Genomic DNA, 17995 nt, shown 5'->3' with positions numbered 1-17995 from the left:
ATGATTCCCATGGTGAGCGAGCTGCTGGACGTGGTGCTGACCCAGGCCCCGGCGGCAGCGGAGGCCGTGAAGGCGGCGCCGGCCAAGCTCGGCGTCGTGGACTCCACCATCAAGTTCTTCAAGGACGGCGGTCCGTTCATGTTCGTCAATCTGTTCTGGCTGGCCGCCGCGCTCGCGGTGGCCCTGGAGCGGATCGTCACGCTGATGTTCCGCTACAACCTCAACGCGCCCCCCTTCATGGAGCAGGTGACGAAGCTGGTGATGACCGGCAACGTGGACCGCGCCGTGAAGCTGTGCGCCGCCGCTCCGCACTCGCCCCTGGCGAAGATCATCCGCGCCGGCCTCACCCGCGCCAACCGCGGGGAGATCGAAGTGGCCAAGGCGGTGGAGGAGTCGCTGGTGGAGCAGAGCCCGCACGTGGGCGCGCGCATCCCCTGGCTGTGGTCCCTGGCCAACATCGCCACGCTGGTGGGGCTCGTCGGCACCATCTTCGGTCTGATCGGCACGTTCCAGGCGCTCGGCAACGTGCCCGCCGAGCAGAAGCAGGCCCTGCTGTCCGACGGTATCTCCAAGGCCATGAACAACACCGCGTTCGCGCTCTCCATCGCGGTGCTCTGCATCATCTTCCACCTGTTCCTGACCTCGTACGCCAAGAGCATGGTGGAGACGATGGAGCTCTACGCGCTCAAGCTGGAGAACCTGCTGGCGCGCAAGGCCGCGGGCGAGTCCACGGCCTCCGACGAGGTCCGGGCCGCCTGAGGGCGCTTCCATGGCGTTCTACTACTCCAGGCGCAAGCTCAAGCCGCGTGAGGAAGAGGAGTCGGGCGAGCTCAACATCGTCCCGTACCTCGACATCCTCATGAACCTCATCCTGTTCATGCTGCTGTCCATCAACGGGCTGGCGGCCTTCGGCATCGTCAACGTGAGCGCGCCCAGCTACGGCGGCCCCAGCACCTCGGTGGCCCCGGAGCAGAACCCGGATCAGCCCAAGCTGACGCTCAGCGTGCTCATCAGCAAGAAGGGCCACTTCGTCAACAGCGAGAACACCATCCTCGGCAAGGAGGGTGAGCCCACCATCCCCCTCAAGGCGGATGGCGCGTACGACTACGCCGCCCTCAACGCGCAGATGGTGAAGATCAAGAGCGCCTTCCCCACCGAGACGAAGGTCATCGTCGGCGCCGACCCCGAGACGCCCTACGACGCGCTCATCCAGACCATGGACGCCGTCCGCGAGACGCAGGACAAGACGCACCGCGTGCTCTTCCCGGACGTCACCCTCGGAGCCATGTAGATGTCGACGCCGGGCGAGAGTTCCCTCCAGGTTCCGTCGGATGAAGAGCGGCTGCAGCGCATGCGCTACCGCAAGGCGCTCGCGCGCAAGAAGCGCAAGGAGCGCGAGGCGGCCGGGGAGATCAAGGAGCTGAACATCACCGCGATGATGGACATGATGACCATCCTCCTGGTGTTCCTCCTCAAGTCCTTCGCCTCGTCCTCGGCGGCGCTGACGGCCAGCGAGGACGTGCGGCCGCCGGTGTCCTCCACGCGCGCCACGCCCAAGGACACCGTGGCCGTCACCGTCACCCCCAAGAACATCCTCGTGGGGGAGAAGGAAGTGCTGCGGCTCACGGGTGGGCAGATTCCTCCCGAGGCGCTCCAGGGCCGGCTGGTGGTCTCGCTGGACGCGCAGCTCAAGAAGGAAGTGGAGAAGCTGAAGTACATCGCCGAGCGCAACCCGTCGGCGCCGTTCAACCGGGAGCTGTCCGTCATCGCGGACAAGGCCATCCCGTACGACATGCTCCTCACGGTGCTCTACACGGCGGGCCAGAACGAGCTGGAGAACTACCGGTTCGTGGTCCTCCAGGACGAGGGCAAGCCCCAGTAGGGCGCCCCGGCCTCCAGGGCGCCCCACCGGACGTACGTCAGAGCGTCGGCACCGCCTGGTGATGGCCGCCGCGCATGTCCAGCTCATGACGCGTCGCGTCTTCCTCGCACCGGATGGCGAAGGGCAGTGCCTCCAGCCGCTCGATGGGGATGTCGAAGCCGCAGTCCACGCAGACGCCGAACACGCCCGTGTCCATCCGACGCAGTGCGGCATCGATGAGCATCACCTCGCGCCGCTGCGCCTCCATCAGGCTGGACAGGGTGTAGTCCGCCAGCTCCGCCTGGGCATTCTCCTCGTACTCCGGATCCCGATCCTGATCCTTCAGGGCGCTCAGCTCGCGCTGTGCGCCCTGAGTGGCGTGCAGGATGTCCCGGCGGCGGCGCTGCAGGAGCTCGCGAATCTTCAGAAGGTCGCTGTCTCGGTTCATGGCTTGTCGCTCCATCCAATGGTGCACTGCGTCGCCCGGACCGACTTTCCCGCGCGATGAACGGGGAAAAGCTAGGAGCCACGGGGAGGTAGGGAAACTGTTTCTGTTTCTCCTACTTGTCGCAGGGCCGAGGAGGAGGCGGGCAGGCAGGGGACTGGTGCTCCGGGAGTGGACATCCATGCGCGGGAGTGTGGGAAAGGGCGGGGTGGTCCTGCTAACAGTTGCCGGACGGGCCAGGACTGGCCCCCGGAGAGTGTGATGCAGGACGTGAAGTTTCAGCGGGTGACGGTGATTGGCGGTGGACTGGCGGGGAGCGAGTGCGCCTGGCAGCTGGCGCGGCGCGGGGTACCGGTGACGCTGCGCGAGATGAAGCCGCACCGGCGCTCGCCAGCGCACAAGACGGACCAGTTCGCGGAGCTGGTGTGCTCCAACTCGTTGCGCTCGGACAACCCGGAGAGCGCCATCGGCCTGCTGCACGCGGAGCTGCGGACGCTGTCGTCGGTGATCCTGGGGTGCGCGGACACGCACCGGGTGCCGGCCGGTGACGCGCTGGCGGTGGAGCGGGAGGCCTTCTCGGCGGCGGTGACGCGCTCGGTGCGCGAGGCCCCGGGCGTGGAGGTGGTGACGGGCGAGGTGGACCAGCTGCCCGAGGGCCTGGTGGTGGTGGCCACGGGCCCCCTCACCTCGGACGCGCTGACGAAGGACCTCGAGCGCTACGTGGGGGAGAAGCTCTACTTCTACGATTCGATCGCCCCCATCGTGGCGGGGGACTCCATCGACATGAACATCGCCTTCCGCGCGAGCCGCTACGGCAAGGGCGGGGGAGACGACTACATCAACCTGCCGATGAACCAGGAGGAGTACTACCGGTTCATCGCCGAGGTGAAGGCGGGGCAGAAGCTGCAGCCGCACAGCTTCGAGGAACCCAGGTACTTCGAAGGGTGTCTGCCCATCGAGGTGATGGTCGATCGAGGCGATGAGACGCTGGCCTTCGGGCCGATGAAGCCGGTGGGGCTGAAGGATCCGCGCACGGGAGAGGAGCCCTACGCGGTGGTGCAGCTGCGCATGGAGGACAAGGCGGGCACGTCGTGGAACATGGTGGGCTTCCAGACGCGCCTGACGTGGGGCGAGCAGAAGCGCATCTTCACCACGTGCATCCCGGGCCTGGCCAACGCCGAGTTCCTGCGGATGGGGCAGATCCACCGCAACACCTTCATCGACTCGCCGCGGCTGCTGGGGCGCGACTTGTCGCTCAAGGCGGAGCCGCGCCTGTTCTTCGCCGGGCAGATCACCGGTGTGGAGGGGTACGTGGAGTCGGCGGCGTGCGGGTACATGACGGCGCTGGCGGTGTACGCGCGGCTGACGGGGCGCGAGTTCGTCCCGCCACCGGCCACCACGGCGATGGGCTCGCTCTACCGTCACGTGACGGGCGAGGCACACCCGCCGGACTATGACTACCAGCCCTCGAACGTCATCTTCGGGCTGTTCCCGCCGCTGCCGGGGCGGGTGAAGAAGGCGGACAAGCGGACGAAGTACGCGGAGCGGGCGCGGGCGGACATGGCCGCGTGGCTGCCGAGTGTGCCTCCCGCGCAGGAGCTCCAGAGGACCGCATGAGACGAACCGTGATGGCGGGAGCGCTGATGGTGCTCGCGCTGGTGGGGTGCAAGCGCGACGGGAACAAGGCCGGGGGAGGGAAGGGGAGTGCCCGGGCCGGAGCGGTGGTGGGCGGAATGGGCGTGATGCTGGCCGAGGGGGCGGCGGAGGATCTGCGCGTCACCGAGGACGGGCAGTTCGCCACGTACCTGCGCAAGACGCGCAAGCCGACGGTGGAGGGCATTCCGCCGCAGATGCGGCTGGGCGAGCTGTACATGGTGCCGGTGACGGGCGGCGTGCCGCGCAAGCTGGGCGATGGGGTGACGAACGTGCCCGGGGGGCTGCTCTTCACCCCGGACTCCAAGCACGTGCTGTACCTCACCGGGTACAACCTGGCGAACCAGTCCGGCGCGCTGCACGTGCTGGCGCTCAGCGATCCCAGTGCCGAGCCCCGGAAGCTGGGCGACGCGGTGACGTACTTCCTGCCGAGCCCGGATGGCACGCAGCTGGCCTTCGTGGACGGAGGGGTGCTGAAGCTGGGAGCCCTGCCGGCCGGGCCCTTCCGCCAGGTGGGCGGCGAGGTGTCCACCGCGGGCTTCTCCCCGGACGGCACGATGCTCTTCTTCAAGCGGCGGCTGACGGCGGCCGGCGGGCTGCTGGCGGTGCCGGTGGTGGAGGACGCGGCGAAGAAGGGCGAGCCGCTCAAGCTGGCGGACCAGGTGGGCGACTTCGTGCTGTCGCCGGACTCCAAGCGCGTGGCGTACCAGGTGCGCACCCCGGCGACGCCCGGCATGTATGACCTGTACCTGGCGGACGTGCCGGAGCTGAAGGGCCGGAAGGTGGCCTCGGGCTCGACGGCGTTCGCCTTCTCGCCGGACTCGAAGTGGCTGGCGCGCAACGATGGGGGCAAGCCGGAGGTGCCGGGCGATCTGTTCGTGGGCCCGGCCTCGGGCGAGCCGGGGCGCAAGGTGGGCGAGCGCGTGAAGGAGCTGGCCTTCTCGCCGGACTCGCAGGCGCTGGGCTTCCTGGCGAAGTACGACCTGTCGGCGGGCGCGGGGCTGATGGGCGTGGTGGCGCTGCCGGACGGCGAGCCGAAGCTGGTGGGCAGCCGCGTGCCCAACTTCCTGTGGGGCAAGGACGGCAAGTACGTGGCCTTCCTCTCGCGCTTCCTCAAGCCCATCTACTCGGTGGACCTGATGCTGTACCAGGTGGGCGCGGAGAAGGCGGAGAAGGCCCACCCGGGCGTCTTCGGCTACGGCTTCGCCCCCGAGAACAAGGCGCTCGTCTTCCGCGCCGGCTGCATCCGCGAGGGCCGTGCCTGTGACTTCAAGGCGCTGACGCTGCCTCGGGCCGAGCAGACCCAGCCCCAGACGTGGCTGCAGGGCATCTACAGCTACAAGCTGTCCGGGGATGGGAACCGGATCCTCGCCACCTCGGCGCGGATGGACTCGGACACGTTCGACGTGGCCGTGTACGACGTGAAGACGCAAGCGCGGAAGACGCTCGACCAGGGCGCGCAGCTGCCGGCGTACTTCGCGGGCCCGGATGATTCGCTGGCGGTGTACGTGGTGAAGCAGGGGCCGAACCCGGGCGTGTACGTGGCGCCGGCCCAGCCGTGAGAAGCTTGCGGGCGGCCCGGTTGCGTCTACGCTGGAGCCGCCCATGAGCACCGCCGAGCTGTCGCCGCTGCTGGAGAAGTTCCGCGCCCACCTCGAGGACGAGAAGGGCGCCAGTCCGCACACCGTGCGCAACTACCTCATCGACCTGGTGGACTTCGAGCGCTACCTGGTCGAGCGGATGAAGCTGACGCTGCTGGCGGCCACGCACGCGGCCATCCGCGGCTACATGGGCACGCTGGCGGTGGACCATGCGCCGTCCAGCCGGGGGCGGCGGCTCGCGAGCATCAAGAGCTTCTACAAGTACCTCGTGCGGCAGAAGCTGCTGCCGGGCAGCCCGGCCAAGCTGGTGAAGAGCCCCAAGCTGCCCAGGAACCTGCCCAAGGTGCTCCCCGTGGACGAGGTGTTCGCCATCCTCGACATGCCGTCACAGAAGACGGTGCTGGGCCTGCGGGACAGGGCCATCCTGGAGATGCTGTACGGCGGCGGCCTGCGTATCAGCGAGCTGTGTGGGCTGAATCTGCTGGACGTGGACCGCAGTGGGCGCATCGTTCGGGTGATGGGCAAGGGCAGCAAGGAGCGCTTGGTGCCGGTGAACGCGCAGGCCATCCGCGCGCTGGATGCGTATCTGGCGCGGCGGGGCGAGCTGCTCGCGGTGCCTCGCCCGGAGCAGGACGCGGACGCGGTGTTCCTCAACTACCGCGGAGGCCGGCTGACGCCCCGGAGCATCGCGAGGCACCTGGACACGTACGTGGTGCAGTGCGCGCTGCAGCGCAAGGTGAGCCCGCACGCGATGCGTCACTCGTTCGCCACGCACCTGCTCGGAGGCGGGGCGGACATCCGCAGCATCCAGGAGCTGCTGGGCCACGCGAGCCTCTCCACCACCCAGCGGTATACGCACGTGAGCTGGGAGCAGCTCCAGGCCGTCTACGACGCCGCGCACCCGAGGGCGTGAGTCCCTCTGCAGGGTGCGCGTCGGGGTAGGGGCGCGGCCTCAGCTCGCTGGCTCATCCAGCACATCGGAGAGATGGGTGGCGTTCAGGGCCCGGTCGAGCCAACGGTCGAGGGTGGCCACGTCCGCGCATGCGAGGATGCGCTGCTGCGCCTCATCACCGACGTGCACGCTCCGGGCAGCGAGAATTCGAAGCAATGACTCGGCTCGCCCTCGCAGTCGCCCTTCAGCCAGTCCCTCCGCCCGACCCCGTTCCAGTCCCCTCCTTATCCCCCGTTCGATGAGCACCTCGCCATGGCTCCGCATCAGCTCCTCCACTTGGGGTTCATCCATCATCGAATGTAGCACCCGCTTCGTGACTTTGTAGGTGGTCTTGTCCCCGACCCAGAGGAGGTAGCGGATGACCACCACCAGATTCTCGGTGCCATCAGGGTCGGCCCGCACTTGCGCGAAGAGCGCCGTCCACTCCGGGAGACGGTGAGCCAGCTCCTCGGTGCGTCCGTAGCGCAATACGAGCCACGCCAGCCGGGCCAGGGGTGGGCCAGGGCGTGACCGCAACGCCTCAGCCCGCTCGGCCGTCAGGTCATCCAGCAGGTACTCGAAGCGCGGCACCAGCGGCGGTGAAGAGCAGGTCGCTCTCGGTCTCCCGCAGCTCCGGGTCCACGACGGAACCGGGCTCCCGCCGCAGGGATGACCAGTCCACCTCGGAGACGACGTGCGGAGGCAGGACGGCGCGCAGCTCGGCCGCGGCCCGCTCGGGATGGCCGAAGGTGAAGCGTGCGAAGAGGTCATGGGGTCCAGGCATGGCGAGCCGCGCCGGAAGCATGCGGCGGGCCAATGCGTCGCCCCTCTCAAGGCGCGCTGAACGGCGCTTCACGCGGGGCTACTGCGCCAAGGGTGCGAGGGCGAACAGCCAGTCCGGGAACGATGGAATCGCCCGCTTCCACTTGTTAAACCCCTCTCCATGTTCCACGGCACCACCATCCTCTGCGTCCGCCGCGAGGGAAAGGTCGTCATCGCGGGCGATGGTCAGGTCAGTCTCGACAAGACCATCATGAAGAACACGGCGAAGAAGGTGCGCCGCATCGGCGAGGGCTCCGTCATCGCCGGCTTCGCGGGCAGCACCGCCGACGCCTTCACCCTCTTCGAGCGCTTCGAAGCCCGTCTCAAGGAGCACCAGAAGAACCTGGCCCGCGCCTGCGTGGAGCTCGGGAAGGACTGGCGCACCGACCGCTTCCTCCGCCGCCTGGAGGCCCTGCTCGTCGTGGCCGACCGCGAGAAGACCTTCATCCTCTCCGGCTCCGGCGACGTCATCGAGCCCGACTACGGCATCGCCGCCGTGGGCAGCGGTGGCTCCTACGCGCTCGCCGCCGCCCGCGCCCTCATGGCGCACACGCAGCTGTCCGCGCGCGAGGTGGCCACCCACGCCATGCAGATCGCCGCGGACATCTGCATCTACACCAACACCAACATCTCCATCGAAGAGCTCTGAGGGGGCGCCGCCGTGAGCAACGCACGAAAGAACCCCGCCTTCACTCCGCGCGAGGTCGTGGGCGAGCTGGACCGCTACATCGTCGGGCAGAACGCCGCCAAGCGCGCGGTGGCCATCGCCCTGCGCAACCGCTGGCGCCGCCAGCAGGTCCCCGAGGATCTACGCGATGAGATCCACCCCAAGAACATCATCATGATCGGCCCCACCGGCGTGGGGAAGACGGAGATCGCCCGGCGTCTGGCGAAGCTCGCCCAGGCGCCTTTCGTCAAGGTGGAGGCCTCCAAGTTCACCGAGGTCGGCTACGTGGGCCGCGATGTCGAGTCCATGGTGCGCGACCTGGTCGAGGCCGCCATCGCGCTCGTGCGCGACGAGGAGATGGAGAAGGTGCGCGCCCGCGCCCTCGAGATCGCCGAGGACCGGCTGGCGCAGCTGCTCTCCGGTCAGGGGCCCACCCCGCGTCCCTCGGGGGGCATTGGCTTCATGGCGCCCCCGCCGCCGCCCTCCGCGCCCCGGCTCGGGGATCTGGAGCGCGAGAAGCTCCGCGCCCAGCTGCGCGCCGGCACGCTCGATGACCAGGAGGTGGAGCTCGAGACCACCGAGAGCGGTACCCCCACCTTCCTGCGCAACTTCTCCGGCCAGGGCATGGAGGAGATCGGCGTCAACCTGCAGGATCTCTTCAAGAACATGCCCGGCATGAGCCGCTCGCAGCGGCGCAAGGTGCGCGCCCCCGAGGCCCTGCGCCTGCTGGAGCGCGAGGAGGCCGCCAAGCTGGTGGACAGCGACCGCGTCAACCGCGAGGCGCTCGTCCGCGCGGAGACCAGCGGCATCATCTTCATCGACGAGATCGACAAGATCGCCAGCCGCGAGGGCGGAGGCAAGGGCGCCGGCCCGGACGTGTCGCGCGAGGGCGTGCAGCGCGACATCCTGCCCATCGTCGAGGGCTCCACCATCAACACCAAGTACGGCCAGGTGAAGACGGACCACATGCTCTTCATCGCCGCGGGCGCCTTCCACGTCTCCAAGCCGAGCGATCTCATCCCCGAGCTCCAGGGCCGCTTCCCCATCCGCGTGGAGCTGGAGCCCCTCACGGGCGAGGACCTGGTGCGCATCCTCCGCGAGCCGCGCAATTCCCTCATCCGCCAGTACACCGCGCTACTGGCCACCGAGGGGGTTCAGCTGAAATTCTCCGACGATGCCATCATGGAACTGGCGCGCATCGCACAGTCCGTGAACGAGCGCACCGAGAACATCGGTGCACGGAGGTTGCATACGGTTCTGGAGCGGTTGCTGGACGAGGTATCCTTCAACGCCAGCGAGCAGGGCCCGAAGGACCTGCAGATCGATGCCGCGTACGTGCGCGAACGCCTCGCCTCCGTCGTCCAGGACGAGGATCTGTCGCGCTACATCCTCTAGCCTACCCCGGGAGTCCCCGTGCCTCTCACCACCCCGACGAAGAACACCCACCCCGAAGCCGCCTCGAAGGCCGCCTCCACCGCCAGCAAGAACGAGCAGTGGATGGAGAAGGCCAAGGCCCACCTGCTGCAGAACTACAAGCAGCAGCCCATCGTGCTGGAGCGCGGACTGGGCTCGCGCGTCTGGGACGCCGAGGGCCGTGAGTACCTGGACCTGCTCGGCGGCATCGCCACGTGCGGGCTCGGCCACTGCCACCCGGAGGTGGTCGCCGCCGTGCGCAGCCAGCTGGAGAAGCTCTGGCACGTCTCCAACGTCTTCTACAGCGAGCCGCAGATCGAGCTGGCCGGCCGGCTCACCGCCGCCTCGGGCCTGCAGCGCGCCTTCTTCTGCAACTCGGGCGCGGAGGCCAACGAGGCCCTCATCAAGCTGGCCCGCAAGGTCCAGAAGGATCGCGGCAACCCGGACCGCTTCGAGGTCATCACCTTCGAGAACTCCTTCCACGGGCGCACGCTGGCCACCGTCACCGCCACCGGCCAGACGAAGTACCAGAAGGGCTTCGAGCCGCTCCCGGCCGGCTTCCCCCACGTGCCCTACGGGGACCTGGAGGCCGTGAAGAAGGCCGTGGGACCCAACACCGCCGCCATCCTCGTGGAGCCCGTCCAGGGCGAGGGCGGCGTGCGCTCGGCGCCCGAGGGCTTCCTCAAGGCCCTGCGCGCCCTGTGCGACGAGAAGGGCCTGCTGCTGCTCGTGGATGAGATCCAGACCGGCATGGGCCGCACCGGCAAGGTCTTCGCCTACCAGCACGAGGACATCCTCCCGGATGGCATCAGCCTGGCGAAGTCGCTCGGCAACGGCCTGCCCATCGGCGCCATGCTGTGCACCGAGGAGGCCGGCAAGAGCCTGGTGCCGGGCACCCACGGCTCCACCTTCGGCGGCAACCTCATCGCCGCCACCGCCGCCAACGTCGTCATGCGCAAGGTGACGGATCCGCAGATGCTCCGCGACGTGACGCAGAAGGGGGATTACTTCCTCTCCCGCCTGCGTGAGCTCCAGGGCCGCCTGCCCGCCCTCGTCAAGGAAGCACGCGGCCGCGGCCTGCTGATCGGCGTGGAGCTCTTCCAGGACGCCGCGCCCTTCATCTCGAAGTGCCGCGAGCTCGGCCTGCTCCTCAACGCCGCCGGCGAGAAGACCCTCCGCTTCGCCCCGGCCTACACCGTCACCCACGACGATCTCGACCAGGGCGTGCGCCTCCTCGAGCGCGCCCTCAAGTCCTGAGGCACGAACTCTCCGGAACTCAAGGGGTTTGTTCGAGGCTCTAGAGTTCTGTCGGTTTGGAAAAATCCGCCAAATCTGTTTGACGCGGTCCTGGCGGGGACTTAGGATTTCTCAAGTTCTTGAGCTTTCCTGAGTTCCCCTGGGGGGACTCCTCCGTTCAGGAGGTCCCGATGATTGCCCCACACGCCTCATTCGGTAGCGAGCCGGGCCCGAGCCGCGACGCCATCCGGGCCAACCAGCTCCTCGAGGCGGGGCTCTGGCTGCGCCTCGGAGGCGACACCGAGGGCGCCCAGCGCCTCTTCGTGCGTGCGCTGGCGCATGATCCCGCCAACCCCCGCGCCCGGGAGTGGCTCGCCAAGAGCGGCAACGCCGCGGCCGCGAGGCCTCCGCCGCCCCCCGTGCGTCCCCTGGCCGCCGTGCCCCGTCCCGTGGTGCCCCAGCCCGCGCTGGAGGTGAGTGTCATCCTGCTGGACGAGGAGATGGAGGTGGCGCCCTCCGCCGCCGCGGCTCAGCAGGGCAGCCACATCACCGCCGACGTGCTGGCCTTCCTCTCCGAGACGCCGCTCGAGGAGGCGCCGGTGGTGGAGGCCCCCCGGCGGGTGGAAGCGCCCCGTCCGGCCACGCCCGCCCGTGCGATCACACCCGCCCCCGTGCCCCAGATGGCTCCGCGGACGGACGTGGTCACGCTGCTTCAGGGCGTGGAGGAACTGCTCTCGCTGGGAGATCCGTCGAGCGCCATGGCGCTGGTGCTCAAGGCCGAGGCACTCGCTCCGGGCGACGCTCGGCTGGTGATCGCTCGCGAGCGCTGTGCGCGCGCGCAGCAGGCCGCCTTGGAGGCGAAGCTGGGGGACCTGAAGCGGGTGCCCGTGCTGAAGCTGAGCATGGCGGAGCTGATGCGGCTGCACCTGGATCCGCGTGCGGGCTTCCTGCTGTCGCGGATCGACGGGCGGCTCAACTACGAGGCGCTCTTCTCCGTCTCTGGCATGTCCCGGCTGGACACGCTGCGTGTCCTGGCCCACCTGCTGGACCAGGACATCATCACCGTGCGTTGACCGGGCCGTGGCCTAGTAGCGGAACAGCCGGAAGGCGTAGCTGCCCGGCTCGGCCAGCGGCGAGTAGAGGTTGAGGTAGACCCGGGTGGTGCTGCCGGCGGTGATGTCCACGTACGCGGCGCGGGCGGTGCGGAACGGGTTCTTCACGTCCTCGCGGGTGAAGGCGGCGAGCGCGGGCAGGAAGCGGCTGGTGTCGAACTCGATCCGGTACGTGGTGCCCTGGGTGACGTCGAGGGCGATCCAGTCCTCGTCCTGGCCGTATTCGAAGCGCCCGTAGCGGGCGGTCGGCGTGTTGGTGCCGCCCACGTCCGGGACGAAGAGGGTGGCCTCGGTCGCGATGTCGCCGTAGTCGTCCTTGCCCACCAGGCCGGAGGTGAGGGCGTAGGCGCCGGTGGCGGCGGAGGGATCCATCGGCGAGTGGCTCACGCGCACGTAGTAGGGCGCGGTGGCGCGGGCCTTGAAGCCCACCTGGGCCTTGGGCCTGCCGTCGTGGGAGCTGATCCACTCCCCGCCCTGATCGAACACGTCCACGCGCGGCATGAGCGAACCGGGCCCGGGCTCCACGGTGACGGTGTAGACGTTGTCGACGGTGCCGTCGATCTTGAAGAAGTCGTAGTCGCCGACGGGCTCGATGCTCTGCTGGCGCTGGACGTTGGTGGCGAGCGGGGCGGCGCGCAACAGGCAGTCATCCGGCTCGGAGGTATCGCCGCCGTGCTCGGGGCAGTTGACGGCGGTGACGGCTTCGCAGGCGCCGCTGGGCCGCAGGACGGTGCCCGGCTTGCAGAGGCAGCGCGCATCGCCGTCCTCGTTCACGCACTGGGTCTTGTCGCCCTGGGTGCAGGGATTGGGATCGCACGGGTTCTTCTCGACATCGGGGCCCGTGTTCACGAAGCAGCCCGTGCCGAGCACGGCGCCGAGCGGAAGGACGAGGAGGCGGGAGAGGGTGTATCGCATGATTAGCGGCTCCGACGAGCGGCGGCGCCCGTTTCTTCATCCGGGACGGAGGGGGTGCGGTCCAGCGGATCCTCGACCTCGGCGGCCTGCTCGCGGCGCTGGCGGTACTGATCGCGCACGTAGGCCACCAGCTGATCCAGATACGAGGAGAGGGGAGGGCAGCGGATGCCGGTGCCGTCCAGCAGCTCCAGGGTGTTGTGGCAGTTGTAGATGGCCAGGTGGTTGACGTAGTTGAGCGCGGCGCGCTGGGGGCGGGCGAGCTTCTCCAGCACGGGCAGGCGCATCATCACGTCCGCGGCCCGGGCGCTCAGGTTGAAGCGGGGCAGCTTCTTGTGGGCCTTCTCCGCGATGAGCTCGTAGACGCGGCGGGCGCTCATGGGGTTGGGGTCCACCAGGTGGAAGGTGCGGCCCACGGCGCGCTCGTCGTGCGACAGGGCCCACACCGCCCGCACCACGTAGTCCACGGGCACCACGTTGAGCGGGGCCACGCCGTTGCCGGGCAGCGGCAGGGGCACCACCAGCGGGCTCGTCACCAGGAGGATGCCCAGGTAGTAGGGGCCCTCGAAGCGATCGATCTCCCCCGTGCGCGAGTCCCCCACCACGCTGCACGGGCGGAAGATGGTGACGGGCATGTTGGAGGCGGCGGCGCGCTGGACGAGCCGCTCCGCCTGGAACTTGGTCTCCTCGTAGACGTTGCGGAAGCCCTGGCCGCAGTCCAACTCGTCCTCGGCGATGACGCCCACCCGGTCCCCGGAGACGTGGCAGGAGGAGAAGTGGTTGAAGCGCTTGAGGTGCTCGCAGTCGCGCGCCAGCTCCAGCACGTTGCGGGTGCCGTCCACGTTGATGCGCCAGGCGGTCTCCTTGGGGACGCCCAGGTAGAAGACGGCGGCCAGATGGTAGATGTGCGTCACCCGCTCGCACAGCCGCTGATACTCCTCACCGGACAGGCCGAGGTGCATGTCCACGACGTCACCGGTGAGCAGCTCCAGCGTGGCCCCGCTCCCCTGGAGCCGGGAGGCTATCTGCTGGGCCTCCTTGAGGTGCTTGGGCTGCACCAGGGCATAGACATGGGCCTTGGGCTCCTCCCGGATGATGTGCTCGACCAGCCGCTTGCCGATGAAGCCCGGGAAGCCGGTGATGAAGTACGTCCCGGACTTGCCTCGGGGCTCCTTGCGCTTCTCGCTCATGGGCGGCGGAGCATACCCGTCCCTCAGCCGCGCGCGAGCATGGCGCGCCACACCTCGTCTACCCGGGCCCGGGTCGCCCCCAGTTCCCCCGAGTTGTCCACCAGCCAGGTCGCATGCTGGCGTTTCTCATCGAGTGGTAGCTGGGCGGCCAGGCGGGCCTCCGCCGCCGCCTCGTCCAGGCCGTCGCGCGCCATGAGCCGGGCCTTCTGCACCTCTCGGGGCACCCACACCAGCACCACCCCGTCCATGCCCTCGTGGAGCCGGTTCTCGATGAGGAGGGGGGCGTCATAGATGATGCGCTCCGCCCCCGACCGGGCCAGCGCATGGGTCCGCAGGAGGAATTGCTGGCCGATGAGCGGGTGGAGGATGGAGTTGAGGGCGGCCCGCTCCTTGGGGTCTCCGAAGACGCGCGCCCCCAGCTTCGCCCGGTCCAACCGCCCCTCCGCATCCAGCACGCCCGGGAAGCGCTCGGCCACGGCGGCCAGGCCGGGAGTACCGGGCTCCACCACCTCGCGGGCGATGACGTCCGCGTCCAGCACCTGGGCGCCCAGCTCCGTCAACATCCGGCTCACGGTGCTCTTGCCGGAGGCGATACCGCCAGTCAGTCCGTAGATTTTCAAGTGGGGCCTACTTCGCGGCCTGCTGGGTGGTGAAGATGAAGGAGTGCACCGTCTTGCCGTCCTCGTTGAGGAACACGGCCAGTCCCAGGCGGGAGTAGAGCATGTAGGTGCGGAAGTCGTCGGTCAGCTTCTTCACGTAGCAGGGAGAGGGTGGCGCCTTGCCGCTCGCCGGGCAGAGGGGCCCGTAGGTGCCCTCCACCGACTCCTTGTCGATGACCGGTCCGGGGAAGACGTCGATGCGCTCGACCAGCTGCGTGCCCGGATCCACCTTGAACTGAACCTGCTTGGTGCCCTTGATGGCCTTCTGATCGAAGTAGGCGATGATCTCCTTGCCCTCGGCGGTGACCACGCGGGAGGGCTCTCCGAACTTCTGGGTGATCTGCTCCTTCTTGGACTGTCCGGGTTCGATCCCCTGCCACGGCTTGGCCACGGCGGGTGCGGAGGCGAGGAGCACGGCGACGATGGCGATGGTCTTCATCCCGTTCAGGTGTAACGGATCCGCCCGCACCCTCTCAAGAACCCCCTCCGTCAGGCAGGTCACATGACCCCCGGGTTTCGCACCTGCGCCTTGCCCCCTCCGGGTGCGTCTGCTAGTGACCGGGCCGATGCGCGCTCGTGGCCCCTGGATCCTCCTGCTCGTCCTCGCCTTCGTCCTGCCCGGAGCCGCCGGGGCCGCCGATTTCCTCGGCCCGGAGAGCTGCAAGGGCTGTCACCCGGCCGCCTACGAGGCCTGGATGCAGTCCAAGCATGCCCGCGCCACGGACTCGCTCTCCGAGGCGCAGAAGAAGGACGCGCGGTGCCTGTCGTGCCACGCGCCCGACCAGGCCTCCCAGAGCGTCTCCCACGTCACGTGCGAGACCTGCCACGGCGGCGGCCAGTACTACGCGCCGGCCTACGTGATGAAGGACGCCGAGCTCGCCCGGCTGGTGGGCCTGGTGGATCCCTCGGAGAAGGCCTGCCGTACCTGCCACGACGCGTCCTCGCCTTCCCTCAAGCCCTTCAATTTCGTCGAGGCCCTCAAGGCCATCGACCACTGGTCCGCCGAGCGCACCGCGGGCAAGCAGCCCCGCGCCGAGAGCGCCTCGCCCGAGCCGGCCACAGCCAAGAAGAAATAGCGTGATCAAGATCCTCGACGCCCGCTTCCTCACCACGGCGGTGGAGCCCAAGGGCTACCCCGCCGGAGTCGCCACCCCCGAGGTGGCCTTCGTGGGCCGCTCCAACGTGGGCAAGTCGTCCATGATCAACGCGCTGGCGGGCCGCAAGAAGCTGGTGCGCGTCTCCAACACCCCCGGGCGCACCCGGACGATCAACTTCTTCGACGTGGACGTGGAGGGCGAGGGCAAGCGCCACACCGTGCGCTTCGCGGACCTGCCCGGCTACGGCTTCGCCAAGGTGAGCAAGACGGAGCGGGCCAGCTGGCAGTCGATGATCACCACCTACCTGGAGAAGCGGCGGGACTTGAAGGTGGTGGTGAGCATCATCGACGCCGAGGTGGGGCCCACCTCGGACGACTTCCAGACACTCGACTATCTCCAGGAGGCGAAGCGTCCCATCCTGGTGGTGGCCACGAAGATCGACCGGCTCCCCAAGGCGCGCCGCAAGCCGCGCCTGCAGGCGCTCGCCGAGGAGCTGTCCCTTCCCCGCGAGGCCGTGCTGGCCTTCTCCGCGACGGAGAAGCTGGGCCTGGACGAGGTGTGGGACGCGTTGTTGAACGCCGTGAGTTGAGCCCTGCTTCCACTCCCGGCCCGGGAGGGGCTGTGGTAGGCACGCGCCGTGTCGAACGGCAAGGGAAACGGAAGCAGTGGGAATGGAAGTGACACCCAGCGCGCGCTGAGCGCCGTGCGCCGGCAACTCGCGTCGCTGCCCGCCCGGAGGCGGCTCGATGCGCTCATCGAGTCGCGCGACGCGCGCGCCCTGGTGCGCTCGCTGCCCGCGGAGGACCTCTACTTCACCATCATGGAGGTGGGGCTGGCGGACTCGACCGAGCTCGTCCACCTGGCGTCGCCGGAGCAGTTCCGCACCTTCGTGGACCTGGGCGGATGGAAGAAGGACAAGCTCTCGCTGCACGAGGTGCTCACCTGGCTGCGTGCCGCGCGCGGGGACGAGCCCGAGGACTTCCTCCAGAAGCTGCGCGGGGTGGACACGGAGGTGCTCGAGTCGCTGCTGCGCGAGTTCACCGTCATCCACGACCTGGAGGAGAACCCGGACGTCAACCCGGAGGGCGTGACGATGGAGACGCCCGAGGGCCGCTACCTGGTGGAGTTCAAGGGCGTGGAGGGTCCGGAGCTGGCCGGGATGCGCTCCCTGCTCAACGATCTGATCGCGGACAACCCCTTCGAGGCGGTGCGCTTTCTGGAGGCCACGCGCTGGGAGGTGCCCGGAGAGCTGGAGGAGACGGCGCACCGCTTCCGCACGGCGCGGCTGCAGGATCTGGGCTTCCCGCCGTTGGAGGAGGCGGTGAGGCTCTTCAGCCGGGTGGACACGGGGCCGGCGCCGGCGCCGTCCGCGGGCACGGCGCTGGTGGCGGGGCAGGGCCAGCCGGACTACCTGGAGGCCGCCTTCCGGGGCCTGGACGAGCTGGAGCGGGAGAACCTGGAGACCGAGCTGCGCTACCTGGCCAACGCCACGCTGGTGGCCGAGGTGGAGGAGCCGGGCGAGCTGGATGCCATCCGGCGCGTGGGCGAGATGGCGCGCGACTACCTGCTACTGGGATTGGAGCACCTGACGGGAGGAGATCCGTCGCGGGCCACGCAGGTGGTGCGCGACACGGAGATGCGGCGCGTCTTCCAGGTGGGCTTCTCCCTGACCCTGGAGCTCAAGTTCCGCGCGGACCGGCTGATGAAGCAGCCGCTGGCGCAGGTGGAGGGCATGCCGCTGCTGTTCCCGGAGGAGGCCGCGGCCATCGAGGCGTTGCGCCGCAAGCGCCCGCGCCGCGCGTTGAAGGTGCCCGGAGCGGAGGCGGTGCCCTTCCGCTCGAGGCGCGAGCTGGCCTCCAGCGGGGAGGTGCTGGCACGGGCGGAGGCGCAGGTGGCGCTGTTGGGTGCGCTGCTGGGTGGCTCGCAGAAGCAGGCGCGCGAGGTGCTGGCCCGCTTCGGCGTGGAGCCGAACACCCTGGGGGCGGAGCACCTCTTCGCCGCCGTGGTGGCCCTGGCGCTGCTGGAGGGAAGGGTGGACCCGAGGCCGGTGCCCTCGGGGCGGGGCGATGAGCTGGGGGCGCTGCTCTTCGAGGGTACTCCGGAGGCCCCGCGCCTGCGTGCGGGCGTGGTTGATCGCGCGGTGGCGGTGCTGGAGCCGGCGGTGCCCGAGTCGGCGCGGCCCGAGCTGCGCCGCATGGTGAAGACGACGCTCGCCCGCCTGCTGGAGGAGCTTGCGCCCTCGTTCCTCCAGGAGGGCAAGTTGAACCCGATCGCCTCCGTTCTGCTGCCCATGGAAAGCGGAAAGCCGTAATCCTTTCAGTCCCACCTTTCCGCCCCAATGGCTAAGCACTTGGATCCACGGGACTTCGCCCTCCGGGGCGGTTGGCATATCGCCT

20 protein-coding genes are annotated in these 17995 nt (G+C 69.1%); 13 read left to right on the top strand and 7 right to left on the bottom strand.

Annotated features, from left to right (window positions below; genetic code table 11):
- The 3 genes from NR810_RS26750 to NR810_RS26740 are packed head-to-tail and all read left to right on the top strand — an operon-like array spanning position 1 to position 1882.
- Positions 1 to 759: a MotA/TolQ/ExbB proton channel family protein gene (locus NR810_RS26750; RefSeq protein ID WP_257456437.1), complete on the top strand. Its 759-nt coding sequence runs from the start codon at positions 1 to 3 to the stop codon at positions 757 to 759.
- Positions 760 to 769: 10 nt separating this feature from the next.
- Positions 770 to 1291, top strand: a complete 522-nt coding sequence (locus NR810_RS26745; protein WP_257456435.1) for an ExbD/TolR family protein — start codon at positions 770 to 772, stop codon at positions 1289 to 1291.
- Positions 1292 to 1882 carry an ExbD/TolR family protein gene (locus NR810_RS26740; protein WP_257456434.1) on the top strand — a complete coding sequence of 197 codons (591 nt, stop codon included), beginning with the start codon at positions 1292 to 1294 and terminating at the stop codon, positions 1880 to 1882.
- Between the two features lie 37 nt (positions 1883 to 1919).
- Here NR810_RS26740 and NR810_RS26735 read toward each other — a convergent pair whose 3' ends face one another.
- Positions 1920 to 2309 (bottom strand): TraR/DksA family transcriptional regulator, encoded by a 390-nt coding sequence (locus NR810_RS26735; RefSeq protein ID WP_257456433.1) that lies wholly within the window; start codon positions 2307 to 2309, stop codon positions 1920 to 1922.
- Positions 2310 to 2567: 258 nt separating this feature from the next.
- Here NR810_RS26735 and trmFO point away from each other — a divergent pair, with 258 nt between their 5' ends.
- From trmFO to NR810_RS26720, 3 genes are read left to right on the top strand one after another with little or no spacing between them, the layout of a single operon-like run.
- Positions 2568 to 3923 carry a methylenetetrahydrofolate--tRNA-(uracil(54)-C(5))-methyltransferase (FADH(2)-oxidizing) TrmFO gene (gene trmFO / locus NR810_RS26730; protein WP_257456432.1) on the top strand — a complete coding sequence of 452 codons (1356 nt, stop codon included), beginning with the start codon at positions 2568 to 2570 and terminating at the stop codon, positions 3921 to 3923.
- Entirely contained in the window at positions 3920 to 5521 is a 1602-nt protein-coding gene (locus tag NR810_RS26725; protein ID WP_257456430.1) for a gliding motility protein, read from the top strand. Before trmFO ends, NR810_RS26725 begins: the two co-directional genes overlap by 4 nt.
- 43 nt (positions 5522 to 5564) lie before the next feature.
- The gene (locus NR810_RS26720) at positions 5565 to 6473 is read left to right on the top strand and encodes a tyrosine recombinase XerC (protein ID WP_257456429.1); all 909 of its coding nucleotides are present in this window, start codon (positions 5565 to 5567) and stop codon (positions 6471 to 6473) included.
- A gap of 39 nt (positions 6474 to 6512) precedes the next feature.
- On the opposite strand, the gene NR810_RS26715 is transcribed toward NR810_RS26720, so the two are convergent.
- A complete protein-coding gene (locus NR810_RS26715; protein WP_257456428.1) occupies positions 6513 to 7082 on the bottom strand; it encodes an RpnC/YadD family protein in 570 nt (189 codons plus the stop codon).
- Positions 7054 to 7275 carry an Rpn family recombination-promoting nuclease/putative transposase gene (locus tag NR810_RS26710; protein WP_257456426.1) on the bottom strand — a complete coding sequence of 74 codons (222 nt, stop codon included), beginning with the start codon at positions 7273 to 7275 and terminating at the stop codon, positions 7054 to 7056. Before NR810_RS26710 ends, NR810_RS26715 begins: the two co-directional genes overlap by 29 nt.
- A 159-nt stretch (positions 7276 to 7434) precedes the next feature.
- Between NR810_RS26710 and hslV the strand changes: the two genes are divergently transcribed.
- The 4 genes from hslV (at position 7435) to NR810_RS26690 (ending at position 11702) form a co-directional block, all read left to right on the top strand.
- Positions 7435 to 7962 (top strand): ATP-dependent protease subunit HslV, encoded by a 528-nt coding sequence (gene hslV / locus NR810_RS26705; protein ID WP_257456425.1) that lies wholly within the window; start codon positions 7435 to 7437, stop codon positions 7960 to 7962.
- 12 nt (positions 7963 to 7974) lie between these two features.
- Positions 7975 to 9375, top strand: coding sequence for an ATP-dependent protease ATPase subunit HslU (hslU, locus tag NR810_RS26700; RefSeq protein WP_257456424.1), 1401 nt, complete (start codon positions 7975 to 7977; stop codon positions 9373 to 9375).
- A gap of 102 nt (positions 9376 to 9477) precedes the next feature.
- Positions 9478 to 10650, top strand: a complete 1173-nt coding sequence (locus NR810_RS26695) for an aspartate aminotransferase family protein (protein WP_257456670.1) — start codon at positions 9478 to 9480, stop codon at positions 10648 to 10650.
- A 170-nt stretch (positions 10651 to 10820) separates the two neighbouring features.
- On the top strand, positions 10821 to 11702 hold the full coding sequence (locus NR810_RS26690; protein WP_257456422.1) for a hypothetical protein: 882 nt from the start codon (positions 10821 to 10823) through the stop codon (positions 11700 to 11702).
- A gap of 12 nt (positions 11703 to 11714) precedes the next feature.
- Here the strand turns inward: NR810_RS26690 and NR810_RS26685 are convergent, their stop codons facing one another.
- Genes NR810_RS26685 through NR810_RS26670 form a run of 4 tightly spaced genes read right to left on the bottom strand, consistent with a single transcriptional unit; the run spans position 11715 to position 14941 of the window.
- On the bottom strand, positions 11715 to 12656 hold the full coding sequence (locus NR810_RS26685; protein ID WP_257456420.1) for a hypothetical protein: 942 nt from the start codon (positions 12654 to 12656) through the stop codon (positions 11715 to 11717).
- Between the two features lie 2 nt (positions 12657 to 12658).
- Complete coding sequence (locus NR810_RS26680; protein ID WP_257456419.1) at positions 12659 to 13843, bottom strand: SDR family oxidoreductase; 1185 nt, start codon at positions 13841 to 13843, stop codon at positions 12659 to 12661.
- 23 nt (positions 13844 to 13866) lie between these two features.
- Positions 13867 to 14463 (bottom strand): dephospho-CoA kinase, encoded by a 597-nt coding sequence (gene coaE, locus NR810_RS26675; RefSeq protein ID WP_257456418.1) that lies wholly within the window; start codon positions 14461 to 14463, stop codon positions 13867 to 13869.
- A 7-nt stretch (positions 14464 to 14470) separates the two neighbouring features.
- A complete protein-coding gene (locus NR810_RS26670; RefSeq protein WP_257456417.1) occupies positions 14471 to 14941 on the bottom strand; it encodes a hypothetical protein in 471 nt (156 codons plus the stop codon).
- 127 nt (positions 14942 to 15068) lie between these two features.
- Here NR810_RS26670 and NR810_RS26665 point away from each other — a divergent pair, with 127 nt between their 5' ends.
- Genes NR810_RS26665 through NR810_RS26655 form a run of 3 tightly spaced genes read left to right on the top strand, consistent with a single transcriptional unit; the run spans position 15069 to position 17910 of the window.
- The gene (locus NR810_RS26665) at positions 15069 to 15578 is read left to right on the top strand and encodes a cytochrome c family protein (protein WP_257456416.1); all 510 of its coding nucleotides are present in this window, start codon (positions 15069 to 15071) and stop codon (positions 15576 to 15578) included.
- Between the two features lies 1 nt (position 15579).
- Positions 15580 to 16188, top strand: coding sequence for a ribosome biogenesis GTP-binding protein YihA/YsxC (gene yihA, locus NR810_RS26660; protein ID WP_257456415.1), 609 nt, complete (start codon positions 15580 to 15582; stop codon positions 16186 to 16188).
- A 48-nt stretch (positions 16189 to 16236) separates the two neighbouring features.
- Entirely contained in the window at positions 16237 to 17910 is a 1674-nt protein-coding gene (locus tag NR810_RS26655) for a DUF6178 family protein (protein ID WP_257456412.1), read from the top strand.
- Positions 17911 to 17995: the final 85 nt, after the last annotated feature.

Source organism: Archangium lipolyticum (genome assembly GCF_024623785.1).
In the GTDB taxonomy this organism is placed as follows: domain Bacteria; phylum Myxococcota; class Myxococcia; order Myxococcales; family Myxococcaceae; genus Archangium; species Archangium lipolyticum.
This window is presented reverse-complemented; position numbering and strand designations above follow the sequence as displayed.